The organism is Vibrio sp. NC2 (assembly GCF_025195005.1).
GTDB classification, from domain to species: Bacteria; Pseudomonadota; Gammaproteobacteria; order Enterobacterales; family Vibrionaceae; genus Vibrio; species Vibrio splendidus.
The window spans coordinates 609,666-636,652 of the sequence record NZ_JANVFC010000001.1 but is presented as its reverse complement, the minus strand read 5'-3'; the positions used below and the strand labels follow the sequence as shown (position 1 = coordinate 636,652).

The window sequence follows — 26,987 nt, the reverse complement described above, 5'->3', positions numbered from 1 at the left end:
ACATGTACCCATTAACTAAGTTTAAAGTGGCTCCTATTGCTCTCGCATTGTTGCTGACAGGTTGTGCGGTTGGCCCTGATTACGATGAACCACAAACGACCATGGCTGAGAGCTTCTTATATAGCCAAGGTGATGTGAACCAAGACGGAGTGAGCCAAAACGAACAGCACAATCATTGGTGGACGCAGTTCAATGATCCAACGCTCAATCAGTTAGTGGCTGATGTTCAAAGTCAGAACATCCCACTTAAACTGGCCGCCGAGCGAATCAACATGGCGAACTCATACAAAAGCGTTGTTGAATCATTCAAAGTCCCGACCATCAATGTCGGCGGTGGTTATTACAACTACCAACTGAGTGAAAACGACTCCCTACTCGGCCCGGTATTTGGCGCTTCTGATGCGGTTGAATCAGCAACGGGGATGTCGTTGCTGGAAGCGCAACACGATGGCGGGTTCTTAGGTGCAAGCATCGCATGGGAAATGGACTTGTTTGGACGTATCGATAAGCAATCCAACGCGGCGACGATTCGAGTTGAACAAGCCGAGATATTCCAATCGGGTTTGAATACCTTGATCACTGCCGATGTCATTCACAACTACCTGCAATATCGTGGCGCTCAAGAGCGAAAAGCGATCGCACTAGAGAACATAGCCGACCAAAAGCAGACTTTAGAACTGGTCACTAAAGTTGTTCGCAGCGGCTATGGCTCGGAGTTAGATCTTGCTCAAGCCAAAGCCATGCTTGCCGCGACTGAATCCATTGTTCCTCAACTTGAAATCGCAGAGCAAGTTCACAAACAACGCATGGCAGTGTTGTTAGGCGAATCACTTACGAGCGTGAACCAACGTTTAGTGGGTGAATTTACCTTGCCGAGAATGAAGGATGTGATTCCTACAGGCTTACCTTCTGACTTGTTAGAACAACGCCCAGACATCCGAATTGCAGAACGCGAAATGGCAGCCATTAACGAAGAACTCGGCGCAAGCATTGCTAATCGCTATCCAAAATTCTTCCTAACGGGTACGCCAGGAGTAACTGCAGGAAGTTTTGATGACCTATTCAGTAGCGATTCATTCGGTTGGGCGGCATCTGCTGGCATCAGTTGGAATGTGTTCGATGGTGGCCGAGGCGAAGCCTTGGTAGAGATGAACGAAGCAAGGTTCCGTTCTGCAGCGCTTAACTACCAACACTCGGTAGACAGCGCCTTTGCAGAAGTCGATTCAAGCTTGTTTGCCTATGGCCGTAGCCAAGAGAACCAAAAGCGCATCGATGAAGCCACCCTCGCCGTCGATAATGCAGTGAGCAAAGCAAAGTCACTCTATAAAGCCGGCCTAGTCGATTACTTATCGGTGTTAGACGCACAAAGACAACAAAAAGCGATGCAAGATCGCCAAGTAGCCGCCAAGCTTCAAACCGCCAACACCACAATTGCGGTATACAAAGCCTTAGGTGGCGATTGGAAAGTCGCTAATGAAACAAAGAGTGTCGAATTAGCTCACGCTAAGTAGGCTCGCTGTTCTCAGCTGAACGATGCAATAAGCATAAAAAAAATACCGCCGTTGATTACGGCGGTATTTTTGTTACTAAAAGTCGCTGTAGCAATTGTGCACTTATGTTTAACGGATACGTACCTTTCCAATTGGGTTTAAACGACTAAATCGGTATTTGGGGTAATAGATCCAAAACAGTTCTTCGTTCTTAGAGTCTTGAGCTATCAATAACTCAACCTCGCCAGAGTTAATAACAATACGTACTTTACTTTTTGACAAAGGTTTCGTTCTATTCATCGTTACGTAGTTACTACTTCTCAAAGAATCTAACAATTTAGATTCTTCAAACTCCTCATGAGCCTCCACAACAAAACTCGACACGCTCAGCTCTTCAGCTAGGATATTTCGGATTTGATACTTCTGAGAGAGAAACAGAACGATACTGATTGCTGCGACTCCACTTAAGAGAATCAACGCTTTTATATTTTTACGCCAGACCCCAACAAAAAGTGCTGAAAGTAAGCTTACAATAAAAACTAAGGAGGTAACCGTAAACCAAATATCTAAATAATCGCCCATAATTACCCTATTCACCTCAACCTAGTTTAAGTACCCCTGATCATGTCTTCCATGACGAAAGTGAACTATTTTCGCGACAATCTGTGACTAGGAATTAGACGCATCGTTGCTGTCTGTATCTACGGTTTTGATCAGAGGACCTGCGCATTCGACAAAATCACCGATATCAAAAGTATCTGGCGCACCGGCTCCGCCCGTCACACCAAAACTGCCTTTCACCGTTGGATCCTTCTCAGTCTTATCTACGTCTAAAATGATCTCTACTTTATACATGTGACCATCAGGAAGGAGTTTGGCACACTCTTCCAGTGTTGAAGCGCTAGCACTCATGCTGAAACCGAATAAACACACCGCAAGTACACTACTTTTCATTTTCAACATCATAAAACCTCTCGAAGACTATAGAAACATCATACCAATAATCGACTCATCTTCACGGGAATTGCCATAAAACGTCTAAAAAACATAACCTTGGTTATCTATGAACGCTATTTTGGCGCTTCTGACTCCGTAAAGTTGGTTTTAAAAGTGAAGGCATACGGCGTATCACCGATTTCTCTGAGGTGTTCAAGTCGCTTTATCGCTTCTTCGAGTGTGGGAATATGGTCTTCTTCAATCCACCAAAGCACATAAGTATCTTCAGGTAAACGATGAAACCAGTCCCCCTTTCGACGCATAAAATCACGGTGATGTGTGCGGAACATGAAGTTCTTTAACGAATCCACAGAGTCCCACACCGACATGTTCACAATCATATTAGGATCCTCGAAAGCTTGGATGTTGGTGGCGTCCCCAGATTCATCTTTCAGACGCCAAACAAACCCTTCACTGCTTTCTGCGATTCCATTAACCAACTCTAAGTTATCGACAAACTCTTTGATTTCTGGCGCATCTAACGGGTATTTTGCCAGAGCGATATTTAACTGAGCTAATTTCATAATGTTTCTTCCTTGATAAATTATGAGTAAAACACTTCGGATACACTTAACCTTCTAAGCCCCACTTTTATAACGAATCAAAATACTCACGCCTAGAAGTAATCTGGTATTCGTCCATCAAACTCAGAAGAGTCGTTCGAAATATACATACAATCAGAACCTACTATGTTCACAAAGCCAAGCCTAATATAAAATTGATGCTCAATGTCGCTGTGTAGGTATAAAGCCTTACAATTATGACGAGTGAATAACTCCGTTTTTAGCAAGTTGATCAACTCAGACGCATAACCTTGGTGTCGTAATTCTTGAGGTGTAGCCACAGAGCCAATACCGAAACATCCTTTTGCAAGACCAAACATGTCACTATAAACGATAAGAGACGACACGACCCTATCCTTCTTGACTAGCACATACCAAGTGCCAGATAAGTACTTTTCACTGTTACGACAACCTGTTAAGTAATCGTCTAACGTCAAGCCATCACCCCAAACATCGAAGCCCATTGTATAAATGGTATCTAACTCGTGAAGATCTGCTTTTCTTACGTGCATTACTCTAAATATCCTTACTCAACGAACCCATGTAATACCGCATTACCTAGACAACGACGACAACTCATAAACTCTCGGATACGAACCAAACTAAAGAACAGCTACGCCTTCAACTTCAATCACTGAGTTAACATTAGCGCGTTCGATTATCTTGAGTAACGTCGTTTGGATTAGCTCATTATCTCTGATTTCGGTTTCACAAGAAAAACGCTCTTCTTGAACACCATCGCCCTCGCCCAACATAAATTGAACTGCGACTTCCGTTGCGAGATCTTTGGTCGTCCCGTAATACGCTAACGTGATTTTTGGGTATCCGTTGTCGCCTTTTTTAACCTGCTTCGCGATACGTTTTTTAGCTTTATCTAAATTCATACAACTTCCTTTTAAGGCTGAAACTAAAATGAACAAACGTCTGATATTTCTTAGCTTTACTATAAAGCATTACCACAGTCACTACATGATTTAATGGATGACAATCCGCTTTTTCTTACGTTAGTTTTTCCACAAGAACCACAAAATTTCAAAGAGTGGACATTGTAAATAGACATTAAAGTAACAAGCGGAATCCAGACCAACAATTCTGGCCCATTACCACCTGAACAATAGATAAAACCAATCGCGAAGATACCAAACATAACAGACTCCAAAGTCCACAATGTTTGTTTGTACTTTGCATCTTTGATAATAAAAAACGTAAAAAATCCGATTAAACTACTGATAACCCCATAGACCGCAAATCCTATAAAGGCTTCTTGTTGATTCATAACTTTCCCTGTCCACATACCACTTTACGGTCTGAGCAACGCCACTAACCTAAACCATAAGACGTTAAACACTAACCTACATTAAACGAGAAGTGCCAAGCCTTGTAAATCAGTGGCAGGCGTACTTTTTAAATTCTAACCACATTCAGTTAAGCAGCAGACAACACGTAAGAACTACGCGCCAAGAAGCGGTAGATTTTTTCGTTTTTGATAAGTTAAGGCTAGCTCTAAGCACTGCTTAATACGTGCCCTAGGAAGTGGTTCAGTTAGGTTCAAGACGATTGCCCGATTACCTTGAAATACCAATGCGCCATCGTGCAATTCTCTGAATGTGTCGACTAGCTTCGTTTGACAGTTAAAGAACAAGTAATAGTTGTTTGGTGACTTCAATTTCCAGTCGATTCGAATTGGGCTGCCCGTCTTAACGCTGTAACTCGGCTCGCCCCATTTCAGAGACTCTTCGACTTCACCTAGTTCCAAATCAGAGCAAAGCTCAAAGATTAATGAACGCAACTCTTCAAGCCGAGCTTGAACATCATCGGGATACTCGTTGAAATGTGTTTTGATTGCTTGGTCCATTCAACCTCCGATTCATTTGTTGTGATATTAAGGAGCTGCTAACTCAAACTATGTTTGGCTATATAGCTTGTTAAGTGTCCTGTTGAACCCAAACAACACTTTCATTTGAAGTTGGAACCTCAAACCAAGACCAAAAAAGATCTAACATTTCAGGTGTCATTTCATAAGACTTGCCATTGAGTTCCGAGTTACGGTTAAATGCCCTCTCCTTACAAGTCTCAAAGGGAACATCAAGGTAGTGAACTTCGCTGTCCACGCCTAGGTTTGACGCCCAGCTTGTAAAAGAATCTCGGTCTGATTTACGCCAAAAAACAAAGTCAAAAATTACCGGAACACCCAAAGAAAAGAGCTGCATTGCAGAGTCCTTGAATAAACCTTGAAGCGTAGCCAGCCGGCTATCAAAAACTTCACGCTCCATATGTTCGCCATACAAAGGAATCATCCACTCATCAATCGAGAAACGAAAGGTACCATGCTTTTCTGCAAGCGCTTTATAGTAAGTCGTCTTACCCGAACCGATAAAGCCACATACGAAATAGATTTTAGTCATGATTCCTCTTTAGCTCATAGGTAGAGTTGCCGTGTAAAAGCGCTGACACCAAGCTTAAGCACTAACATAAGCTTTAGGATGCCAAGTGTCATAATTCATTCTTAAAAGCGTTCTTACCCGGAACTTCTCGTGCATAGTGTCATCATTGTTTCAGACACAGACTGTCCTTCTATAAGATAACAATCTGGGACTTCTCCAATCACTTCGAAACCACATTTCAAATACAAATTCTTTGCAGGAAGATTATTCGAGAGAACATTGAGGTCTAACCAATCGATACTTGGGCTTTCGTTACAAAACTCAGTCATGCGCTTAATCAGTTCTACACCCAACCCTTGCTTCCTTAGACTTGAATCAACACCCATGCCGAGAAGCACACGATGAAACTTATACTCTTCACCGTAATGACGTAGGTCTATATGACCAAACACTCGTTCCTTAAAGTCTTTGATTACCCAGAGCTTTCTCCAGCCATGTTCACCAAGGCTTGCCTCAAAACCATTTCGAAACTTGTCTTTAAATTGTTCTGAAACTACACAATTCTCTTTAGAGATCGGTTGGAAAAGTGGAGAGTTATCATCCGCATTCTCAAGAAGCTGTGCTCCTATGTATTCGAAAAAGGATTCTAAATCCGACAGAACGGCTTCCGATATTCTCATGTAATCTCCTTCTTGCGCATGATTCTTTCTTTTAGAAGTGTACCAATACTGCTAACGACAAACGTAAAAGCAAACGCCACAAGTGGCTGATAGAAATCAAACGCACCATCCGTCATAAAAAAGTACTGATGAATGGAAACACCAAAACCAACACCTAATGCTAGCTTCAGATTCTTGAAAATGCCTTGTTTCATGTTCATTCCCTCGTAGAAAGCAACACTATGTATAGGTGTGAGTGACGTTATGGCCGAACCCTCTGTGACATAAACGCTTTAAAGCCAAGTAAGTCGAAACTGCAAAGCGTTGTGAATTCATCTTGAGCGCTTGTTAGGCAAATTTCGTTTCGCGCGCCATTTCCTGAAAAGTTTGCCCATTGAGAACGAAGTCTTTTGTATATTTAAAGCCTGCTTTATTGGTATGAGCAGCAAAAGAACGAGCATTGTCTTTATGCACGTACGTGTAAACGTAAGAAAATTTAGAACTTCTTACTTCACAACTAAACCGAAACAACTTCTCAAACACACCTTGACCACGACAAGCCTTACCCACACAGACAGGTCCCCAAAAGTATGAATTAGAAGAGCTTAGTTGGGTACTCCCAACTACCACTGAACCAAGCTTGTTCGCCACAGAAATGAGTCCTTCTGAACATTCCCAAAACTGCCATGAAGCACAAGCAGCTATCGCTACTATCGTATTGTTGAGTTCAGCAACATATATAGCCTGCTCTTGCTCGATAACTTGAGTTAGAAGCACTTCGTCCATCACTGTATTTAAGAAACCATCGCATTTATCAGATTCATCCAAGTTAGATACATGACAAGATTTCTGTAGTTCTACGATTTGACTGATGTCCTCAAGTTTTGCAGCTCTTATTTCCATGACTTCCTCTGTTGAATATTTCTTCTTTTTACCTAACGCTAAGTTCGACATGACTGACAATGGCAAACTGTAAACTTAGGATCGATGATTTTAGCTGTGACTTTGACAGAACCACAAAGGCAATTAGCCTCAGAATAATACATTGAAAGAGCTCCTAGATTGATGAAACATATACGCTGCCCTATTGGTGAGCAACGCAATAACTAAGCCGCTAAAAGGAACCTTAATAACTAAGACAAATGCACAGTGAAAATGCCAATCATTGAGAATCGGTTCTAGGCGCTTTTTCCTCTGCATTTTTTTGCAATAACTAAACCATGATTACTGCTACCAAGCAATGAAACCTCGGAGCATGTCGATAAATGATACTTAAACCATGATTGATACTGTTGCTCATTTAGTTGATTAACTTCCTGACCAATAAACCGAACGTACCCATCGGTTGCAATATGATTTTCGATACTAAATCCAGATTCAATTACCAAGCTTTCAATCTCTAAAGGCTTAGCAAAGTATCCCGTTCTAAAAAATGGATCTACATCGGGAGAAGAGACCAAGCCACTTTCATTCAATTCACTTAGAATATCAGGGGAAACTAAGCTACTGGACATTTTGGCAAGCAAACCCGCCACAAAGAAACGACTGATATACGCTATCGCAACTACACCATTTGGTTTCAATATTCGATTTGCCTCTTTTAAAACTGCTTCTCGGCCTGACTTCGATTGTATGTGATAAAGCGGCCCCAATACTAAAACAACGTCTTGAGTACCGTTTTCAATAAAACTCACGTTAGTTGCATTTGCTTCGTGAACAACCAAGTCTAAATTCTGGGTCTCAGCATTATATTTAAGTTGCTCGACTAATTCTGGAACTAACTCCACTGCTGTCACATCCATACCTTGTCGAACATAATGAAGTGAATAGCGACCAGTAGCCGCACCAAGCTCCGTCAAACGACCTGCTGATTCGAGATAAGACCCCAAAACATTAATTGTTGTATCAAATTCAATACGCGTTATGTTTTGAGAAAGTAGACGCTTCTCTTCGTCAAATTTCGCGTAGTAATCCATATACTCTTCTTGCACGACTCACTCCTATCCAGTTCACACCAAATGAAGTAAATGACAACGTTACAAATACACTCAAACTTGCCACCTAAATCACTCAAGCTAAACCGTGTTAAAAATACCAAGTGTTGGTAGTCTACTTAAGCACTTATTATTCGAATGTTGCCTTTAGTGCCGCAGCTTGTTGCTCAAATAACCCATTGTCAGATTCAGAGGTAGACTTAGCTACATTTACCCATTGAACTCCTGTATCGTCAATATGACGAAACTCAATTTGTAATGCATATTTTGAACAATGAAGTAGACCAAATCCAAAGCCTACAAAAGTTAAGATAACAACTATGGCTTTAAGCCAAAGCGGGGTACTTTCAAGGCTTGGAACTGCTAGCCAAACTGCTCCAGAGAAGACAAATAGCCAAAATATTATTTGCCCCACATTGTCGAGCAAACCGAGTTTTTTAACTCTCACATCATTAATTTTTGATAAAGGGTATGAATTTTTTTTGAAGCTAAACCCTTTTTGGCTCAGTCGAAAATCTGTTTCCTTGTACATTATTTACTCCATTCGTATGACGCCAAATTAAGGTATGAACAACGCTAGCACCTTACTTAGACCATAGTGCAATCGTCATTAAACTTACTGAAATGATGATGCCAAACGTTGTGAATCATTTTTAAAGTTATTATAGGTGGTTAGTTGACCTATGTGATCACGCAATAAGCTAAAGGGAATAAACTAGCGAGTAAAAAACGACCACCTAACCCGGTACTTTCAAGCTTAGTTACAACAGTATGTTTAGAAGAGTTATTTTCAATCAAACTACTTGCCGCTACACCCGCCACATTACTTGGATCGCTGTAACCTACTTTGTGCCCCGAAAAAGAGAAGATGCTGCCGAGCCCAATAAGTAGGAGCATTGAGTAAAAGGCGTAGTCACTCAAGAACTGGATTGCTAAAGAACCTGTCAACCGTTCGAACAAATAAACAAAACCAAGAGATAGAAAGTTTGACGTAACTACAAATGACATTAACTTGTTCATTATATTTATCTTTTCCTCATTGTTACAAAACGCAAAGCTAAGGTGTGATCAAGGTAATACTGAATCTTGAGTGGACAACCTTAAACACAAACGTAACGCAAAGCTAAAATGCTAAGTGTTAGCTGCTTGCTTTAGCAACTTTCGATATGAATTTATACAGCGCACAGATGATTTAAAGGAGCCCAAGCTAATTCTTCCGAATTACCTAATTTATAACTCCAGATCCAGCCGTTTAATTCATGTTCTTTTACTAGAATGTCACCAACTATCAAACGGTGTTCCTTAGCAAAATAGTCCTCAAGTACGGTTACTTCACTGTTATTTACAGCTAATATGTGTTTTGGAACCCAGCCTTCTTTATTTTCTCCTCGGCAAAAAATCCAATTTGCCCAATCACCTTCTGGGTTGGATTCTTCTACAAACTGCAATTTTTCACCTTTTACGATTCGAATAGGTAATTCTGGATCATCCTTATAATTTTTAACGACGTTGTATTCCATAGCTTATTTCTGCTCCATTTACATAACGTTAAGCTGTGAGTGAACGTGTGCCCAAATTGGACCGAAGCGAGAATAGTATGCTTTCACGAATCATACTTAAGCGCCTTGTTAAGTTTTCACCAACATAGTTCATATGAACCGTTTCTGTTTTCAATTGCCAGATCTGAAAAGCTATTAACAATTAGATCAGCTAAAGCTAATTCAGATTCTTTATGACTAGTTAATATAGCAACAGTAAAACACCCTGCTTCTTTAGCTGATTTGACACCCGCTGGCGAATCTTCAAAGGCAACACAGCTCATCGCATTCAAACCTAGATTTTCAGCGGCAAGCACAAATGGTTCTGGGTGTGGCTTACCGATGCTAACATCTTCACCACATATCATAATCTCAGGTAACTCAAACCCGGATGCACGTAAACTTGTCTCAGCCACATTTCTTGGACCACTCGTTGCGATTGCCCATGAACACTTCGGTATGGTTTTTACAAAACTCAGTGCTCCATCAATTTCAGTAGCTGATTCCATTGCTTTTATTGCGATTTTTTTAACTACGTTTTCTTCACTCGCATTTGCATATTGAAAACCTACTAATTCTAAAGTTTCGCTAATTTTTCTGCCGTGAACGTGTGGATGTACTATTGAAAACTCAACTCCTTTTTGCAATGCCCACTCTTTCCAAATATTATTTATAACCAGTGTGGTGTTTACAAGAGTTGCATCTACATCAAATATAAAACCATTGCATGAATATCTATTTATCAAACCTATTCCTTAAATGTGCAAATACGAACGTGGAAATGAAACATAACGCCTTTAGGTACTTCCAACAACCAACGCCTAGCCGAGAGAGTTAGCACACGCTGTTTGGACAATCTCTTGAAACTCTCGAACCGTTACCTTGCCTTTAATTTTTGGCTCAAACTCTTCTTCATCGAAATAAACTATCGGGTCGACTACATCTTCGTCTTTAAGATCAACTCCAATAGCCTCTTCCATATCAACAACTACAGTTATGAGATCTAAAACATCAATATCAAAGTTTTGATCATAAAATGTACCATCAATAGCAATTTCATCCACACGAACATCGAAAGCCTTAGCCATTGCATTTAATACTTTATCGTCTACTGCATCACAGCCATTAGCCCAAACGAAATTTGAATACGTGATTGCTAACACTGAACACAACACAAGTTTGGGATGTTTCATATTTTCCTCTTTGATGCCTAACACCCAATTGAGTAGCTAACAACCCCGCCAATACGCAGAATTGACAAGTAGAGCTAACACCTTGTTAAGGGATGAACAACGGAATACCAAAGATGCCGGACACCACCTTAATCACTAAAATGAAGGCTTAGTAAAAATGCCATGCATTGTGAATCACTCTTTAGTAGTCTGTCATTTGCTTGATTGAACCTTATTGATTTTTAGCCAAAACGACTCTTGGCATTGATTAGTAAAGTTCTTTTTCTTGGGCGCTATATTTAAAGCGCTCGGTTGTTCTGTTACTTCATATGAAATCCAACACTCCTCGCAAACTGCGCCCATTACGTGTCCGGATAATTCACGCTCAGTTAGCTTTTTTATAACAACGCCATTGTTAAACTTTACGAACAAATCACTGTTTTCCATGAGAATGCCATCTTCTTCGGAAGTCTGTTTGTTTATTACTTTCTCTACTATCGACAGGCCATCAGGCTCATTTTTCATCGCCGATATATATGTGAATAAATTATTCATGACACCTGCCTGTTCGAGACTATCTGGCACATAACGCCTTGCTAAGGTTTGAGCAACGAAACACAAAATTACCACGTGCCATGCGTTGAAAGTTATCATGAAGCAGCTTGCATTTATAATAAGCACTCCAATCGGGTAAGGTGAGACCAAGACTTGCTATACGTTACTTCCAAGCTCTGAATTTGGCCTCAACTTATTGCTAAAAACGAACAGACAACTAACCAAAATGCCTATCTCGAAAAGCTGACATAGCAAAGATGCTGTCTTAAACACCAGACCAGATTCCATCCAGGGCATCGCTATTTCGATTAGCGCAGCGGCAAAAACCAAAGTATACCCAACCCATTGATGCCATTTACCTAACATTGGCGAGAAATGATAGAAAGCTAACAAATAGAGCACCGAAAAAAAGGCATTATAAACCAAGTAAAATACTCAAGAATTTCAACTAACGAGCGACCACCTTCGCCCAAAGTCGCCATTAGAATCGGGATAATAAAATTGAGTATCATGTAAAGAAACGGATAGATAAGAATACCCAAGGCAAGATACCGAACTGACTTTTTAACTCTAGTTTCCACTTGTACTACCTTCTCAAGTTGGAGTAGCGCATGACGCTTAACTCCCTATTAACTTGTGCAGCAACGCAATGCAAAGATTCTGCATTGCGTCTTAAACACTAAACCTGACTAGAAGTAATACTGCTACGCGTTGCGAGTCAGGTTAAATTGTATGTTATAATTTCGTAACAAGTTCTATATTTGATTTATCTATTTTTAACTGGAGATGCACAACCAAACATTAGTAGTCCTGAGATAATTACTGAAGAGATCTTTAACGCACTCACCTTTAAATCACTGATTTAATTATAAAAGAGAGCTCAATATACATATAGTGGATTGTAAACCCAATAACATAAATCTAATTTTTCAATATTACGCCGATAAATCATTGATAAAGACTATGAAAGTTATAACACCAAGCGTGGTGACATCGGCGCGAAAGGTATTTCGCATATTTTTAAGTAAGGCTTCTCACCAAAAGGAGACTCTGGTAATTCAATCTCTCCATGCGATGTATAAACGTCAAACAGAGCATTACTTTTCACCAAATCACCTTCAAGCTCAGTAACCTTATCATTTGCACCACTACACCCTCGACTCTGTCCACCTGTGAAAGTTAAATAAATTTCATGCATCGACTTAACTGCAAGCGCGCAGTGAATCTGCTCATGTCGATAGAGCTTTTCAATATATGGGCGAAACTCCTCCGCTGATTCAGGTGAAGTTTTAGACGTTTCGAATTTCGGAAGTGTATAGGTAACTTCCAGCTTAAATTCATTAATTTCGCAAGAATCATCATTCGTATGGAAGTCATATTTCCACGCGGTGTACCCGTCAAAGCCTTCATTTACTAGAAACCCAGGCCTAGCGTTAAAAGAGCGTTCAATTTCTTCAACACTATTTCCGCTAACCTCATACACTTCAAACTTTTTCTGGAAGGGAAAATCTACCTTAACGTCAGCATTAGCCTGACTGGACGCCATTAAGCAACATATTGAAAGTACTATTTTTTTCATCATCTTCCTTGAAGCATATAACGCTAAGTTAAGCCGCCACAACGCTGATGGCACTACAATTCGCGAAGCGAGAGTGCCATGCGTTAGAGGTCGGCTTGAACGCCTTATTATGTGACTATTAAAACATCGAGTTATTATTGGCTGACTCTTTCGGGACCACTTGAATTGAATCCCAATGCTCGACTATTTTTCCATTTGAATCGAAACGGAAAAAGTCCATCGTTACGTACTCTTCATCAGCAGGCCATGTTTGCCTTGTATGCAAAGCTACCAGATCACCTTCAGCAATAATTCTCAAAAACTCTATATCCTTTTTGGGATAGTCCCGAGACATTTCTTCAAAGTAATCTATAAAGCCCTGTTTACCATCAGCAACAACTGGGTTGTGCTGGATATAATCATCACCAACATACAACTCTACTGCTTTAGCTGGATCACCCATGTAAGCAGTTCTATAAAAAGCAATAGCATTGTCTTTGTTTTGTCTAAGTTGATTCGTCATAGCAGCCTCGTGAAGGGAAGTTTCACACTAACAATATGAGATATCGAGTGCTTTCGCCAGCGATGGATTAACGCTTGTCACATAATGAATGACACGGATTCCCCCTACCGAGGTTCTGCCACACTTATGTGGTACTTAAATGCATCGGAGGCACCATGTCTGATTATTCTTATTTCTGCGGTATCGACCTAGCTAAAAACCACTTCAGTCTTCATGCCGTAGACCAAGATGGTAAGGTCATACTTATAGGACAGTAACCCCGTATTCAAAGCAACTTATACTCGGCTTTTAGTTGCTGGAAAGCCTAAGAAGGTCGCAATAATCGCGTGTGTTCGAAAGATGGTTGTAACCGTTAACTCTATGCTGAGAGATGGCGCCATGTGGGATGAAAACACAGCAAAAAACTAATCATTGACGCCATAGTCGTTTGTTATGACTTAGGACTTGATAGGTACTCTGAAGCAACCCAGCCTTTTATACCATTGCCTTCCACTAATGCCCAACTACTATTAGTTTTCAAGACCACAACCTCATCACCAGCTACTAATTGGTTGATAACCTTTGAGTTTAGGGTTGCCTCTGCACGCACACGTAAACTTTTGGCCTCTACCGTACTCACAGATACAGCAGGTTCCGAGGGAGAACTAAAAAAGTTCACCGCTAAGAAAAATGTAACGATAACGGCTAACACCTTACCGAAGAGGGAACCTCCATTTTCGGTTTGTGAGCTGCTCTCATTAAAACTGTTACTCTCGGATAAATTCTGACTATATGAAAGCCCAGAACCTGGAATTCCGACTGTTGCTTTCACACCCTTTTTACCAATATTTACGGTAGCACCTGACTTGCCGATAGAGGTACTAACACCGCTTTTGCTAAGATTGACATGAAGTCCTGGTGCAATTTTTATACGTTTACGAAATTTAAATCCCATGATTTTCCTAGACTACCTAACCAGAAATATTGTGTGAGTCATAACGCCGCGTTAAGTAGTAAGCAACGCTACCACGAAACCTAACCATACCACCGTAAACACTAAACCCAACGATGGAATGAAAAATGCCATGCGTTGGGAATCTGTCTTAAACGCTTTGTTAGCAATCTAGGCCGACTTTAGCGAATCTAATTGTCCCGAATCTTGCAGCATTTGTACCGCATCAATTTCTACTGATTCAACAGATAAATCTACTGTTAGACTGTGGCATATAGGTTCAGGAAGTGAATCTGCATAAATTGTAACGTGGAACGACACAGTACAAGACTCTTCTGCTCCAATATATATAACGGTATCTGGGCAAATCTCACGTTTCGGCTGCAAAGCATTTAACTCAAAACTCAATTCCCACTCATTGAGTCGTCCCTCAACTTTTTCGACTGAAATATCTTCATAATATGTACCCTTGAAACTAGGGAACAATTCACCTTTTGTCTTACTAGGCTTTTTGAGCTCAAACTCTGCTGCTGTCAATACAACTAGGCTAGAAGTGTCAGATTCCAACTTTATGTCTACATAAAGATCTTTTGCTCCCAATGAGCCTTTGTTCTTTAGCCAAAAGTCAATTGGAGTGAACATTTTTTCAGCGACTGCATAATCGACAACTTCTCTATAGAAGTCTTTATTGTCTCGAGTCCCACCGATTGAAATTTCTCTAACTCGACCATCCGCCGTACGTGTAGTAACTTTTCTTTCAATAGCATCTTCGTAATCAGGAACGTTATCGTAGTTATTAATATTCAAGAATGTGCATTCTCGTTTGAGTGAAGTTCCATGGTTTTCGCCAGTTTCAGCGTTAGAAAATTCAAAATCGATCTCAGAGGTAATTTTACCAGTAAAATTACCGTCACTATCTGTTAGCAATGTTCTTAATTGGAGCTCTATTTGTTTCGAAAGTTTGTCTCTAAACTCAATTTGAGATGAAAAATTTTCAACTAGAGCTTTAGGGTAAGTCTTGTTCTTAAAGTCACGAAGGCGAACCAATTGCTCTAGTTCGATTTCATCTGGATCTTTTTTAATTTTTGAAAAGTAGAGCATTACCGGTTTTCCAGAAGAAGCCGCTTCGTCGATCTCCTCTAACGTTCCACTATCACTCACTCCAGTTGGACTTCCAATTCTTGTCCAAAATATACCTATAAGAAGGTCACAATGATCAACCATTTGACGATTAATCACTTCTTGAGGTCTCTTTCCATACTCTGGAGCGGTATGAGTTTCCCAACGCAATGGTAATAAAACAATCTGTCTTTCTGAAGAGTTGAGATCATTCCACTCTTGAATTGTCTTTACTGCAATTTCACGCTCTTCTATCACATCTGATGGTGATGCGATAAGAACTCTGAATACTTTTGCTTCATAAGCCATACGTTTTCCTACTAACTTAACTATTATGTGGTGATTGCTAACAGCTATTAGACAGAAAAATTCTGCATTTAAATACAGAATTATTCTATCTAGTTTCATATGGGCGGAACTCTACCACAATTAATCACCGTATTTCAGTGACTTAAAACATGGATAGACTCATTGAATGACAAAATGCAGACTATTTCCATATAGTATGATTTTCGTAAAAACTCCGACCAACTGGATATAAACACAGCGCTCCACAGATACCCCAAAACACAAAAAAACCTGCCATCTATGCGAACATAAATGGCAGGCTTTATACGTTAATTAAACTTGTTAGTGGCTAGCTTACGCCGCTTCGAATGCGAGGGCTTTCTTCTCTACCTGACGGAAGATCAGCGTTAGTATGCCGTTTACTGCTAGGTAGAATGCGCCAGCAATGCCGAACACGGTGAGCGTGTCGTAGGTTTGGCCGTTAATACGCTGAGCGTAGCCCATCAAATCCATGATGGTGATGGTGCTTGCCAGTGACGTGCCTTTGAAGACTAGAATCACTTCGTTCGAGTAAGCTGGAACGGCGCGACGCAGAGCGTATGGCAGTAACACTTTAAGCGTTGCGATTTTGTCCATGCCGAGTGCGCGACATGCCTCCCACTGCCCTGCTGGAATGGCGTTGAATGCGCCTCTGAACAGGAGCGTGCTGTATGCCGCGGTGTTCAGTGCTAATGCTAACATTGCACAGAACCAAGGTTGGCTTAACCAAGTCCATAGGAAGCTTTCACGAATCCAATCGAATTGGCCTGGGCCGTAATACACCAAGAAGATTTGCACCAATAATGGTGTGCCGGTGAACAACGTGATGATGCCACGTGTTAACCAGTGAATCGCCGGTATTCTTAGGATTAGCGTTACCGTCATCAGCAGTGACAAGATACAACCAACAAGTAATGAAGCGCCTGTGAGTTGCAGGCTGGTCGCTAAGCCCTCAAGCATTTGAGAGAGGTATTGTTGATTCATGCCATTGCCCCTTTGTTACCCAAACCTTGAATAGAGAACTTACCATCAATCACTTTTACCAATCTTTGTGTGATTAAAGTGATGACCAAGTAGATTGCTGCTGCTGTCGCGTACCAAGTAAATGCTTCGTGCGTTGCCGCTGATGTTAGTTGTGCTTGTTTCAACAAATCCGTTACGCCAATCAGCGAGACTAATGCAGTGTCTTTTAGTAACACTAACCATTGGTTGGTTAACCCTGGTAGCGCGTGTCTTACCGCTTGAGGTAAAACTATACGAAAGAATGAACGTGATTGAGAGATACCAAGCGCGCTTGCTGCTTCTCTCTGCCCTTTGCTTACTGCTTTCAAAGCACCACGGATGGTTTGTGAAGCGTAAGAAGCAAAGATAAGTGACAGTGCAACAACACCAGATAAGAACGGGCTCACTTCTATGAAGTCGCCAGTGATCATGAATAGAACTTGTGTCGAACCAAAGTAGATAAACAGTACGACCAGAATTTCTGGTAAACCACGAACAATCGTCACAAATGCAGTCGTTGGCCATTTGATTGCAATACGACGAGACATCTCACCACTTGCAAACAAAACTGCTAGAACCAATCCAACCAATAGACTTACGAACGCAAGCTGAACAGTCATCCAGCTTGCTTCGACGAGCCCTAAAGAGTAACCCGTTAATTCCATAAATTACTTACCGAAGTACTTGTTGAAGATCTTGTCGTATTCGCCGTTCGCTTTTACTGCTGCAAGTGCAACGTTAAGCTGGTCTACAAGTTCTTGGTTGCTCTTGTTTACTGCGATGCCAAAGCCGTTACCGAAGTACTCTTGGTTTGTTACTTGGTCGCCAACGTACGTTAGGTTGTCTTCTTTCTTGAACCATTCTGCTACAACGGCTGTGTCACCGAATACAGAATCGATACGACCGTTTTTCATGTCGATGAATGCATCTTGGTAGCTTGAGTAAGGTACCGCTGTTACGCCAGTCATTTGCTCAAGTAGGAAGCTTTGGTGAGTAGAACCGTTTTGAACACCAACACGCTTACCTTCTAGTGCTGCTTGGTCTGCTACTTTGCCTTCGAAAGAGATGAATGCTGCAGAGTTGTCGTAATATGCGTTAGAGAAGTTCACCTGTTTAAGACGTGCTTCTGTGATGTCCATTGCCGAGATAGCCGCATCGTAACGTTTGAATTTAAGTGCAGGGATCAAGCTATCGAATGCTTGGTTGTGGAAAGTACACGTTGCTTTCAGCTCTTCACAAAGTGCGTTTGCTAAGTCTACGTCAAAACCTTGAATTTGGTTGTTCTCATCCATGTATTCGAATGGTGCGTACGTCGCTTCCATTGCGAATTTGATTTCTTCTTGCGCCGCTGCGTTGAAAGAAGCAAGGCCGATAAGTGAAGCTAGTAGAATCTTTTTCATTTTGTTACTCCGAATACTGTTTGATAGCGGCCTGTGGCCATTCTTATAATTTGATTGTTTTGATCGATGTTGTGTTTAGCTAAATCTAGTGAGTTACGTGAGTCTTATGCGTTAACTCAGATTTAATGAGTCAAATACTCGGCAAACTCAGGTGTCTGTGGATTAACGAATGAATCACTGGTGCCGTGTTCGACGATGTACCCTTTCTCCAGGTACAGAACGTGGCTAGCAATCTTCTTCGCGAAATCGACTTCGTGCGTTACGACCACTTGGGTAATGCCCGTTCCGCTCAATTCTTTAATAATGCTTACGACTTGGTTGGTGATCTCAGGATCAAGCGCCGCTGTTGGCTCATCAAACAACAATACATCCGGTTTCATCATCAGCGCACGTGCAATCGCAACACGCTGTTGTTGACCGCCAGACAGTTGAAGTGGCCAAGCGTCGGCTTTGTCTGCAAGTTGAAGTGTCTTTAGTACTTCTTGAGCTTGCTTGATCGCTTCTTGCTTATCCAAACCCGCAACTTTCGTTGGTGCTTCAATCAAGTTTTCCATCACCGTCATGTGTGGCCATAAGTTGTATTGCTGGAACACCATGCCGACTTTACGACGCAGTTTAAGCCCTTGCTTCTCTTGGATCTGACCAGCAAAGTCGAATTGCTCGTTAGCAATATCTAATTCGCCGTTGTCCGCGATTTCTAGCAGGTTCAAAACACGCAGTAGTGAACTCTTGCCAGCGCCGCTTGGGCCAAGCAATACCAAGGTTTCGCCACTCTCACAGTCGAAACTGATGTCGTGAAGAACTTGGGTATCACCGTATGATTTGTTGATGCTCTTTACTTGAATACTCATGCCACAATACTGCATTAATTGTCATTTGTTGGTTATTCTATTCAATCCGAGGTTTTATGCAAGAAAAATGTATAAAAAACTACTTTGTTGAATTTTCGTAACAAATATTGCACAAAAAACAGTCGCTATAACTGGTCTTACAACCAAAAATTGCAAGCCATTGATAAGGTTAGTATCGAGATAAAAAGCAAACGTTTTTCTATCAATTTATAAATCACAACTCGATTACTAGTTTATGAACGCACTCCCCTATTAACGCTAATTTACTTGCATAAAAATTAGGGTTAAGCCCCCTACTTTCCTATCGAACTGACTGGATCAGAATGCTTAGTTTTCCTTTAAGGTCGTTTCGAACTATGCGCTTGGTGATGATCAAATATTGGAAATTGAGTTTCCTAGGGAGCGTCACAGCGCAATAAATGCTTTAATGGGTTCTATTCTCAACAACAAGTACTTCCCAGCGGACAACGCGCAGTACAGGCAATAAGTCATAAACCATAAGCAATTAGTCATAAGCGACAAGCAACAAGCCATCTATTTTTAAAGCGACAACACATTAAGGCAGTCATATGCAAAACGATGTCTCTTCTACGCTCGACTCAACTCAGCGCTCTACTCAAAAAGCGCCAGAACCCAAACCTGAGAAAAAGAGCCTCAGTATTTTGTTTGAGCTGAGTAAATTCATTCAGCCTTATAAAGGTCGTGTTATTGCTGCGTTGATCGCGTTGATCTTCACGGCGAGCTTAACCCTTTCAGTCGGTCATGGTATTCGCCTTCTCATCGACCAAGGTTTTAGCCAACAATCACTCTCAGATTTAGGCAGCGCGATTCAATTCATCATGGTCGTGGTCGTATTGATCTCGATTGGTACTTTCTTCCGCTTCTATTTGGTTTCTTCTGTTGGGGAGCGCGTGAGTGCGGATATTCGTTTGTCGGTTTTCAATCATGTCGTGACGCTGCATCCGAGTTACTTCGAGACCAATGGCAGTGGCGACATCATGTCGCGCATTACAACGGACACCACTCTGCTTCAAAGCATCATAGGTTCGTCGTTCTCCATGGCGATGCGCAGCGCGTTGATGTGTATTGGTGCAATCATCATGCTGTTTGCGACCAATATTAAGCTGACGTTGATTGTATTGGCCTCGGTGCCATTTATCTTGATTCCAATTCTTGTGTACGGGCGTCGTGTGAGAGCCTTGTCTCGTCAAAGCCAAGATTCGATGTCTGATGTCGGTTCTTATGCAGGTGAAGCGATTGAACATATTAAAACCGTGCAAAGCTACAGCCGAGAAGAGCAAGAGAAAGCGTCATTCGCGGTAGAAGTGGAAAAGGCTTATGAGATTGGTCGCCAGCGTGTAAAACAGCGCGCGATACTTATCTCTGGTGTGATTGTTATCGTGTTCAGCGCAATATCAGGCATGCTGTGGGTTGGTGGTAGTGATGTCATCAACGGCACCATGTCAGCGGGTGACTTAGCGGCATTTGTCTTCTATGCCATTATGGTCGCTTCGTCATTAGGTACCATTTCTGAAGTGATGGGTGAACTGCAACGTGCGGCAGGTGCGACCGAGCGATTAATCGAAATCCTACAAGTTGAAAGCCATATTGTTGCGCCAGTAGCGAACCCAACATCACTAGATAACGTGACACCAGAAGTCGCTTTTGACGATGTGACCTTCTGTTACCCTTCAAGACCCGACCAGCCCGCAACAAGTAACCTCACACTGACTGCCCATGAAGGCAAAGTGTTGGCACTGGTTGGCCCATCTGGCGCGGGTAAAACTACCCTGTTCGAACTGCTGCAACGTTTCTACGACCCGCAAGTGGGTAAAGTCACGTTAGGCGGTGTTGAGCTGAATCAGTTTGATCCAAATCAGCTAAGAAAGCAGATGGCATTGGTTCCACAGCAACCAGCTCTGTTCAGTAACGATGTGTTCCACAACATTCGCTACGGAAACCCGAAAGCAACGGACGAACAAGTGATCGAAGCAGCTAAAAAAGCACACGCACATGAGTTCATCCAAAACCTACCTGAGGGCTATCACAGCTTTCTTGGTGAACGCGGTGTTAGGCTTTCTGGTGGCCAGAGACAACGTATTGCGATTGCTCGTGCCATCCTAAAAGATCCAAACATTCTATTGTTGGACGAAGCAACCAGTGCGCTAGACAGCGAAAGTGAGCATCACGTACAACAAGCGTTAGAAGAGTTAATGCGTGGTAGAACGACAATCATCATCGCCCATCGATTATCAACAATTAAACACGCCGACCAGATTGCAGTGCTCGATAAAGGACAGCTAGTAGACATCGGCGACCACCAGTCTCTCATCAATAGCTGCGAATTGTACCAACGCTTAGTTGAACTGCAATTCAAACACCTTAATGCGTAATCATTGAGTGAATGTGCGTAAGTCGTTTGTTTAGTGAGACACTAATCAATAAGTAACGGAAAGTTAAGTCACTGACATTGTGTGGTTTCAAGCTTCAAAAACTTAAATCACACGTGTTGCAGTTTTGTTAATTTAGCGGTAGGGTTTTTATTCCAATAACAACTTATCCCGATGAAGGATAAGTCGATAACATTAATTACCCAGATAACATTAACTACACAGATAACATTAACTACACAGATAACAATAAGAGAGTTCGCATGGAAGCACTATTATCTGACTACCCGGTAGTAACAGAAATCCCTGTCGCTTGGGGAGAAATGGACGCACTCAATCACGTTAACAACGCCGTATATTTTCGCTATTTTGAAACCGCTCGCTTAGATTTTTTCAAGCACGTTGAGCTGATGGAAGAGATGGCGATTACCAAAGTTGGCCCTGTTCTTGGTGACACTTACTGTAAGTATTTCCGCCCAGTCACGTATCCAGATACCTTAATGATTGGCTCTCGTGTCACTGATATTCAAGATGACCGATTCACCATGGAATACGCGATTGTCAGTAAAACTCAGCAGAAACTGACGACCATAGGCACCGCGACTATCGTGATGTTTGATTTTGCTTCAAACCAAAAAGCCCTGCTCTCGCTGCGCTTAACCAACGAAATTGAAAAGATGAACACGTTGAAAAGCCCATGCTTCAAACAAGAAGCCGTGACGGAATAACGTATTTGCTGATTCAAATGCTCAGATACAAAAAGGCCACTCGATTGAGTGGCCTTTTGTTTATTGGTTCAAAGTGTTTATAAGCGGTTATAAACGGTTATAAGCGGTTAAGACTTATAGACCTTGAATGCTGAACGCTCTTTGCTTTAGAAGCTATAAGCCTTGCACGTATTGAGCATTAGTTCGAACTTCGACCATCTGCTCTAGGTTCTGTTGTGAACCATCAACACCATTAATCAAACCTTGGAAATGTTTAATCAGCTCTACTTTGTCTTGTACTTCTTTCGAACCCGCGCCGATGTTGGTCAGGTCAATGAAGAACTCGTCGAACAGACCTGAGAAATCCGTTACAGCGTCATGGTTTAAGAACTGCTCGTGGTTGTAAATGCTTGGGTAGCCACCCTTCTGTTTATCAACCGCGAAAGAGATGCCTTTCACGTTAGTAATCGTGGTCGCTTTCTCACACTTCAACATGCAACCTGCTTCAATGCTTGGCTTGTTACAACCCACGGTTCTTTGGAAGAAACACTGGCGGCTGGTCATCATCAAGATTGGGTGGTAGATGCTGTAGAACAGTTTGAAGTTCTCTGGGCGACGAATATGACGAATCTGACCTTTGTTGATCTCGTTCGAAATGAAAGCACCAGCACAGTTCAGCTCTTCTTTCAGCGTAACCAGTGCGTGAGAGTTCGTCGTGTTCATGAATGGGCCAGCAACCCACTCGATACCCATCTCGTAAGCTTTGTAAGCAATACCCGTGTTGTTGGTCACGATGCGAGCTGGCTTGATCTCTTCAAGAATACGAACCGCTTCGTCGTAATCTTTGCCGATTAATACTGCAGGGAACCAAGGAATCAAACGTGGGTTTGCTGCCAAGATGTCAATGTACTTGTTACAACGCTTCTTGAAGCTTTCAGGCAGTTTGAAGTAAACATCCGCGTCAGTTACGTCACACAGGTGCAAGTCTTCCACATCAGCGATAAGCATCGACATGGTTGGCTTCTCGTTAACTTTTGGTTGCTGAGGCAGTGCTGGCACTTCAACGTGCTTAATCACTTTCACAGAACCGTTTAAGATGAAATCGATTTCGTCTTTTAAGACCGAGACTTCTTTCAAAGGAAGAATCAGACCTTCATCTAAGTTGTCGTAGTTACAGTTTTCAAGCGTATGAACAGCACTCTTCACTGATTTGAAACGCTTCTCAAGTAACGCCTGAGTAATCGCAGTCTCTTTAGCTGTTGCCAATAATGATTGAGATTGAACCGTAAAGTTTTCTTTTGGTGTGTTCACTGTCACCGTAAATGGTTGACCCACCTTAGCGCTAAACGACAATGACACGGGTGTTTTACGAATATCAAGGAACTCGATCTTGTCGCGCATTTCACTGCCTAGGGCATTTTTCGCTTCATAAAGATCGCTGGTCACTTCTTGGATTTGTACCACTGAGATTTCATTGTTCTCTTTCGTCGCTTTATCAACGGCGTAGTTCATGCTGTTGTCACGAGGATTATCAATGAACATGTCTTTCGTTAGGTTGCCCTTAAGGAAAGAGTTGGTGAAATCACGGTTGAATACTTTGTGCAGGTTTGAATCGTCTTCGATCAACAAACCACTTTCTACAAAGCTATCAATTTGTTTGCGCCACGTATCAACCACTGTGTATACGTAGTGTGCGCCTTTGATACGGCCTTCAACTTTCAATGAGTCGACTTTCGCGTCAACCAATTCAGGTAGGTCGTAGTACGCTGAATTATCTTTCAGGTTCAGTGGGAACTTGTTTCCTGCATCAGTGATTTCGTATTCATCACGACATGCTTGGCTACAACGGCCACGGTTACCTGAGTTACCCACACTTACTGAGCTTGAGTAACATTGGCCAGAGAATGCGATACACAAAGCGCCATGTACAAACACTTCGGTTAGAACATCGTGATCGTGTGCCACTTCCGTCAGCATTTTGATTTCTGGCAGATTCAATTCACGAGACAAGTTAACGCGTGTTGCGCCAATTTTAGACAAGAACTTAATCTGGCCTTCGTTGTGTGTCGTTAACTGAGTCGATGCGTGAACATCTAACGATGGGAAATGCTTTTTCACCAAATCGAACAAACCAAGATCTTGGACGATGATGCCATCAAGCTTAGTGTTCACAAGCTGGTTCAACAGTTTAGTGATGCTCTTAATTTCATGCTCCAGCAGCACAACGTTAAGAGTCAGAAACACTTCACAACCGTATTCATGAGCAAGGCGAATCACACCATTCAACTCATCTAACGATAGGTTAGAGGCTCTGTTACGAGCGTTGAAGGTGTCTAAACCGCAATAAACCGCATTAGCACCCGCTACGATAGCTGCTTTAATCGCCTCTACATCGCCACCTGGGGCTAATAACTCAATCTTTCTGCTCATTTTTGAAGTCGCTCACTTACTTATAATTTTTAAGCCGCGTATTCTACCTACATCACGATCTCTTTACCACCTAACAACACTTTTCAAACTAAATGACCTCAATAATGCCAAACGAATCCGATTTACCTATCCTTTATTCTTTACGTCGCTGCCCTTACGCCATGCGCGGACGAATGGGCATCGCACTATCACAGCAAAAAGTGTTACTTCGAGAAATCGTTACCAAAGACAAGCCTAGCGAACTATTGGCCAGTTCGCCAAAAGGTACCGTTCCGGTATTGGTGTTGCCAGATGGACAAATCATTGAGCAGAGCTTGGATGTTATGAACTGGGCACTTCAGCAAAACGATCCTCAAGATCTTCTTCGTTCAAGTAATCCAACACTGAGCCAACAAGTCCACCAGCTCATCAAAACCAACGATGAAGATTTTATTGGCCACTTAGAAAAGTACAGAGCGTCTGTTCGTTACCGAAACATCGATGTTGAACAACGCCGACAAGCCTGCGAAGCGTTCATTAGTCAGTTAGAAGCGCTACTCACCGATCAGCCCTACTTTTTTGGAGAAACCCCAAGCTTGGCTGACTTCGCGGTGATGCCTTTTGTCAGCCAGTTTGTAAGAGTCGAGAAGAAGTGGTTTGTACAATCTGAATATCAAAACGTAGGGCGTTGGTTAAGAGCGCACTTGGAAAGTAAGCTCTACACCCAAGTCATGAAGCAATACCCTTTGTGGAATGAAACCAAGCAAGATTGTATTTTTGGATGCCAGTAAGTCGCTATGAATTGCTGGAGATGACTCCAAATTGTTGAAGATAACTCCAAATTTCTGAAGATAACCCTAGATTGCCGAAGATCACTTTAGATTCCTGGAGATGACTGTAAACAGTTCTAAATAAGCTTGATTACCTCGAGATTGTTATGAAAATCGTGACACTGAATTGCAGGTGGCGCCATTGATGGCATATTAGATATCAACGAAAATAGCCTTTCACTCAACCTCAACGTTAGTTTGAAATGCGCTATGCCAAAAAACAAAGTGAATACGTTCAACACACCTAGTCCCGATTTTAAAGGGTTCGCGAAAGTTTCACTGTTAGTGGCCTTCTCGCTTGCCCTTTCAGGCTGTAGCGCGAAAAACAAAGCAACCAACACAGGCCAATCTGTTGCGCAGCAGAATCAAACCTACACGGCGAAGAGCTTCAATAAACCCAATAGCAAAGTCACGTTAATCCTCTCTTTTTCTGGTGGCGGCACACGTGCGGCAGCGCTCTCATATGGCGTGTTGCAAGCATTGCGCGACACCAACATCGAAATCGATGGTGAAACGGTCAATCTGTTAGATGAAGTCGATATGATCAGCTCGGTATCCGGTGGCAGCTTTACCGCCGCCTATTATGGTATCTATGGCGACCAGATATTCGAAGATTACGAAGAAGCATTCCTTTATCACGAAGTCTCGAAAGATCTGTTTTCCATCCTTTTATCTCCTACTTATTGGTTCTCGTACGCCACCAGAACAGACAAAGCCACCGACTATTACAAAGCCAACATCTTCGGCGAAAGCACGTTTGCCGACATGCACCGAGAAAATGCGCCCTACATTGTGATTAACGCAACCGACATTTCAACGGGTTCGCGTTTTTCATTCACACAAGAGTACTTTGACCTGATTTGTTCAGACTTAAACAGCTATTCCGTGTCTAGCTCGGTGGCCGCCTCTTCTGCTGTCCCTTTTGTATTTACTCCTGTCGTGCTTGAGAACAAAAATGACTGCGACAAAACAGAACACACAAAACCCTCATTCGACGCCACCAGTTACCGCAACCGAAATCTGATCAAGTCGTTAGAGTCATATAGCAATAAGGATGATGTGAGTTATCTCCACCTTGTGGATGGTGGGATTACTGACAACCTCGGTTTACTGTCGGTGTATGAGATGTCTGAATACTTACGTTACAACGACAACGAAGAGCTGAAAAACTTGTACGACACCCAGCACGCGCGTCCTATTGTCATCATTTCGGTTGATGCATCGACGAACCCAGAATCTGGCATTGGAGAGTCAATTGAAGCGCCTTCCATGAAACAAACGGTGGACGTCATCACCGATATCCAGCTGCATCGCTATAACGACACAACAAAAGATTTGATCGTCGACGAGTTGCAGTCTTGGTCGGAGCTGGCCTCTCATCAAGGTCGTAAGGTTTCTCCGCACTTCATTGAGATCAGCTTGAATAAATCAGACAACAGTGCCAAGCGATACTTACTCAATCAAATTCCGACGGACTTTATGATAGACAAAGAAAACGTCGACCTATTGATTGAAGAAGGTAACAAACAACTTGTTGCCGATCCGGAATTTCAAAACTTCTTATCATTTGAATATAATAAATGATGCTA

Annotated in this window: 32 protein-coding genes and 3 pseudogenes; 6 read left to right on the top strand and 29 right to left on the bottom strand. The window is 42.1% G+C overall.

Annotated features, from left to right (window positions below):
• Positions 1 to 2 precede the first annotated feature (2 nt).
• Complete coding sequence (locus tag NX845_RS03080; RefSeq protein ID WP_102463599.1) at positions 3 to 1,511, top strand: efflux transporter outer membrane subunit; 1,509 nt, start codon at positions 3 to 5, stop codon at positions 1,509 to 1,511.
• Positions 1,512 to 1,619: 108 nt separating this feature from the next.
• Here the strand turns inward: NX845_RS03080 and NX845_RS03075 are convergent, their stop codons facing one another.
• The 22 genes and pseudogenes from NX845_RS03075 to NX845_RS02970 all read right to left on the bottom strand — a co-directional run bounded on the left by NX845_RS03075 (position 1,620) and on the right by NX845_RS02970 (position 13,432).
• Entirely contained in the window at positions 1,620 to 2,072 is a 453-nt protein-coding gene (locus tag NX845_RS03075; protein WP_065675541.1) for a hypothetical protein, read from the bottom strand.
• 87 nt (positions 2,073 to 2,159) lie between these two features.
• Complete coding sequence (locus NX845_RS03070) at positions 2,160 to 2,456, bottom strand: hypothetical protein (protein WP_311319383.1); 297 nt, start codon at positions 2,454 to 2,456, stop codon at positions 2,160 to 2,162.
• A 104-nt stretch (positions 2,457 to 2,560) separates the two neighbouring features.
• Entirely contained in the window at positions 2,561 to 3,010 is a 450-nt protein-coding gene (locus NX845_RS03065; protein WP_108180475.1) for a DUF3291 domain-containing protein, read from the bottom strand.
• A 92-nt stretch (positions 3,011 to 3,102) separates the two neighbouring features.
• Positions 3,103 to 3,561 (bottom strand): GNAT family N-acetyltransferase, encoded by a 459-nt coding sequence (locus NX845_RS03060; RefSeq protein ID WP_108180476.1) that lies wholly within the window; start codon positions 3,559 to 3,561, stop codon positions 3,103 to 3,105.
• Positions 3,562 to 3,651: 90 nt separating this feature from the next.
• The gene (locus tag NX845_RS03055) at positions 3,652 to 3,933 is read right to left on the bottom strand and encodes a hypothetical protein (protein ID WP_108339090.1); all 282 of its coding nucleotides are present in this window, start codon (positions 3,931 to 3,933) and stop codon (positions 3,652 to 3,654) included.
• Positions 3,934 to 3,992: 59 nt separating this feature from the next.
• Positions 3,993 to 4,325: a hypothetical protein gene (locus NX845_RS03050; RefSeq protein WP_102450164.1), complete on the bottom strand. Its 333-nt coding sequence runs from the start codon at positions 4,323 to 4,325 to the stop codon at positions 3,993 to 3,995.
• Positions 4,326 to 4,499: 174 nt separating this feature from the next.
• Positions 4,500 to 4,904 (bottom strand): DUF1801 domain-containing protein, encoded by a 405-nt coding sequence (locus NX845_RS03045; protein WP_260256514.1) that lies wholly within the window; start codon positions 4,902 to 4,904, stop codon positions 4,500 to 4,502.
• Positions 4,905 to 4,974: 70 nt separating this feature from the next.
• Positions 4,975 to 5,454: an ATP-binding protein gene (locus NX845_RS03040; RefSeq protein ID WP_260256513.1), complete on the bottom strand. Its 480-nt coding sequence runs from the start codon at positions 5,452 to 5,454 to the stop codon at positions 4,975 to 4,977.
• Between the two features lie 113 nt (positions 5,455 to 5,567).
• Positions 5,568 to 6,113 carry a GNAT family N-acetyltransferase gene (locus NX845_RS03035; protein WP_260256512.1) on the bottom strand — a complete coding sequence of 182 codons (546 nt, stop codon included), beginning with the start codon at positions 6,111 to 6,113 and terminating at the stop codon, positions 5,568 to 5,570.
• Positions 6,110 to 6,307: a hypothetical protein gene (locus tag NX845_RS03030; protein ID WP_017077822.1), complete on the bottom strand. Its 198-nt coding sequence runs from the start codon at positions 6,305 to 6,307 to the stop codon at positions 6,110 to 6,112. The genes NX845_RS03035 and NX845_RS03030 overlap by 4 nt, the downstream gene beginning before the upstream one ends.
• A gap of 133 nt (positions 6,308 to 6,440) precedes the next feature.
• Complete coding sequence (locus tag NX845_RS03025) at positions 6,441 to 6,878, bottom strand: GNAT family N-acetyltransferase (RefSeq protein WP_405054866.1); 438 nt, start codon at positions 6,876 to 6,878, stop codon at positions 6,441 to 6,443.
• Positions 6,879 to 7,036: 158 nt separating this feature from the next.
• Positions 7,037 to 7,138 (bottom strand): annotated as a pseudogene (locus NX845_RS03020) (GFA family protein); the annotation flags it as partial.
• 132 nt (positions 7,139 to 7,270) lie between these two features.
• On the bottom strand, positions 7,271 to 8,083 hold the full coding sequence (locus tag NX845_RS03010) for a class I SAM-dependent methyltransferase (RefSeq protein ID WP_017083686.1): 813 nt from the start codon (positions 8,081 to 8,083) through the stop codon (positions 7,271 to 7,273).
• Positions 8,084 to 8,216: 133 nt separating this feature from the next.
• The gene (locus NX845_RS03005) at positions 8,217 to 8,618 is read right to left on the bottom strand and encodes a hypothetical protein (RefSeq protein WP_260256510.1); all 402 of its coding nucleotides are present in this window, start codon (positions 8,616 to 8,618) and stop codon (positions 8,217 to 8,219) included.
• Between the two features lie 149 nt (positions 8,619 to 8,767).
• Positions 8,768 to 9,106, bottom strand: coding sequence for a hypothetical protein (locus NX845_RS03000; RefSeq protein WP_102452682.1), 339 nt, complete (start codon positions 9,104 to 9,106; stop codon positions 8,768 to 8,770).
• 152 nt (positions 9,107 to 9,258) lie between these two features.
• On the bottom strand, positions 9,259 to 9,606 hold the full coding sequence (locus tag NX845_RS02995; protein WP_102441525.1) for an SH3 domain-containing protein: 348 nt from the start codon (positions 9,604 to 9,606) through the stop codon (positions 9,259 to 9,261).
• A 116-nt stretch (positions 9,607 to 9,722) separates the two neighbouring features.
• A complete protein-coding gene (locus NX845_RS02990; RefSeq protein WP_171331232.1) occupies positions 9,723 to 10,367 on the bottom strand; it encodes an HAD-IA family hydrolase in 645 nt (214 codons plus the stop codon).
• A gap of 78 nt (positions 10,368 to 10,445) precedes the next feature.
• The gene (locus NX845_RS02985; RefSeq protein ID WP_260256509.1) at positions 10,446 to 10,817 is read right to left on the bottom strand and encodes an acyl carrier protein; all 372 of its coding nucleotides are present in this window, start codon (positions 10,815 to 10,817) and stop codon (positions 10,446 to 10,448) included.
• Between the two features lie 192 nt (positions 10,818 to 11,009).
• Positions 11,010 to 11,381, bottom strand: a complete 372-nt coding sequence (locus NX845_RS02980) for a hypothetical protein (RefSeq protein ID WP_260256508.1) — start codon at positions 11,379 to 11,381, stop codon at positions 11,010 to 11,012.
• A gap of 126 nt (positions 11,382 to 11,507) precedes the next feature.
• Positions 11,508 to 11,932 (bottom strand): annotated as a pseudogene (locus NX845_RS23400) (hypothetical protein).
• 389 nt (positions 11,933 to 12,321) lie between these two features.
• Positions 12,322 to 12,930: a DUF922 domain-containing Zn-dependent protease gene (locus NX845_RS02975; protein ID WP_260256507.1), complete on the bottom strand. Its 609-nt coding sequence runs from the start codon at positions 12,928 to 12,930 to the stop codon at positions 12,322 to 12,324.
• A gap of 118 nt (positions 12,931 to 13,048) precedes the next feature.
• On the bottom strand, positions 13,049 to 13,432 hold the full coding sequence (locus NX845_RS02970) for a nuclear transport factor 2 family protein (RefSeq protein WP_102556700.1): 384 nt from the start codon (positions 13,430 to 13,432) through the stop codon (positions 13,049 to 13,051).
• A gap of 252 nt (positions 13,433 to 13,684) precedes the next feature.
• On the opposite strand from NX845_RS02970, the pseudogene NX845_RS02965 reads away from it, so the two are divergent.
• Positions 13,685 to 13,840 (top strand): annotated as a pseudogene (locus NX845_RS02965) (IS110 family transposase); the annotation flags it as partial.
• Positions 13,841 to 13,862: 22 nt separating this feature from the next.
• Here NX845_RS02965 and NX845_RS02960 read toward each other — a convergent pair.
• The 6 genes from NX845_RS02960 to artP form a co-directional block, all read right to left on the bottom strand.
• Entirely contained in the window at positions 13,863 to 14,366 is a 504-nt protein-coding gene (locus NX845_RS02960) for a DUF4236 domain-containing protein (protein WP_076647053.1), read from the bottom strand.
• Between the two features lie 168 nt (positions 14,367 to 14,534).
• Positions 14,535 to 15,791 carry a DUF4062 domain-containing protein gene (locus tag NX845_RS02955; RefSeq protein WP_260256506.1) on the bottom strand — a complete coding sequence of 419 codons (1,257 nt, stop codon included), beginning with the start codon at positions 15,789 to 15,791 and terminating at the stop codon, positions 14,535 to 14,537.
• 333 nt (positions 15,792 to 16,124) lie between these two features.
• Complete coding sequence (gene artM / locus NX845_RS02950) at positions 16,125 to 16,793, bottom strand: arginine ABC transporter permease ArtM (RefSeq protein WP_061026092.1); 669 nt, start codon at positions 16,791 to 16,793, stop codon at positions 16,125 to 16,127.
• A complete protein-coding gene (gene artQ / locus NX845_RS02945) occupies positions 16,790 to 17,476 on the bottom strand; it encodes an arginine ABC transporter permease ArtQ (RefSeq protein ID WP_017083621.1) in 687 nt (228 codons plus the stop codon). The genes artM and artQ overlap by 4 nt, the downstream gene beginning before the upstream one ends.
• A gap of 3 nt (positions 17,477 to 17,479) precedes the next feature.
• Positions 17,480 to 18,211 carry a lysine/arginine/ornithine ABC transporter substrate-binding protein gene (locus NX845_RS02940; protein WP_004733839.1) on the bottom strand — a complete coding sequence of 244 codons (732 nt, stop codon included), beginning with the start codon at positions 18,209 to 18,211 and terminating at the stop codon, positions 17,480 to 17,482.
• A 122-nt stretch (positions 18,212 to 18,333) separates the two neighbouring features.
• Positions 18,334 to 19,062 carry an arginine ABC transporter ATP-binding protein ArtP gene (gene artP / locus NX845_RS02935; RefSeq protein WP_004733840.1) on the bottom strand — a complete coding sequence of 243 codons (729 nt, stop codon included), beginning with the start codon at positions 19,060 to 19,062 and terminating at the stop codon, positions 18,334 to 18,336.
• 569 nt (positions 19,063 to 19,631) lie between these two features.
• Between artP and NX845_RS02930 the strand changes: the two genes are divergently transcribed.
• Together NX845_RS02930 and NX845_RS02925 are read left to right on the top strand one after the other, a co-directional pair.
• A complete protein-coding gene (locus NX845_RS02930; RefSeq protein ID WP_065681834.1) occupies positions 19,632 to 21,455 on the top strand; it encodes an ABC transporter ATP-binding protein/permease in 1,824 nt (607 codons plus the stop codon).
• Positions 21,456 to 21,715: 260 nt separating this feature from the next.
• Complete coding sequence (locus NX845_RS02925; protein ID WP_016786146.1) at positions 21,716 to 22,180, top strand: thioesterase family protein; 465 nt, start codon at positions 21,716 to 21,718, stop codon at positions 22,178 to 22,180.
• A gap of 153 nt (positions 22,181 to 22,333) precedes the next feature.
• On the opposite strand, the gene NX845_RS02920 is transcribed toward NX845_RS02925, so the two are convergent.
• Positions 22,334 to 24,589 (bottom strand): peptidase U32 family protein, encoded by a 2,256-nt coding sequence (locus NX845_RS02920; protein WP_017083618.1) that lies wholly within the window; start codon positions 24,587 to 24,589, stop codon positions 22,334 to 22,336.
• Positions 24,590 to 24,762: 173 nt separating this feature from the next.
• On the opposite strand from NX845_RS02920, the gene NX845_RS02915 reads away from it, so the two are divergent.
• Together NX845_RS02915 and NX845_RS02910 are read left to right on the top strand one after the other, a co-directional pair.
• Positions 24,763 to 25,359 carry a glutathione S-transferase gene (locus NX845_RS02915; RefSeq protein ID WP_065681835.1) on the top strand — a complete coding sequence of 199 codons (597 nt, stop codon included), beginning with the start codon at positions 24,763 to 24,765 and terminating at the stop codon, positions 25,357 to 25,359.
• Positions 25,360 to 25,608: 249 nt separating this feature from the next.
• Positions 25,609 to 26,982 carry a patatin-like phospholipase family protein gene (locus tag NX845_RS02910; protein WP_065681836.1) on the top strand — a complete coding sequence of 458 codons (1,374 nt, stop codon included), beginning with the start codon at positions 25,609 to 25,611 and terminating at the stop codon, positions 26,980 to 26,982.
• Positions 26,983 to 26,987: the final 5 nt, after the last annotated feature.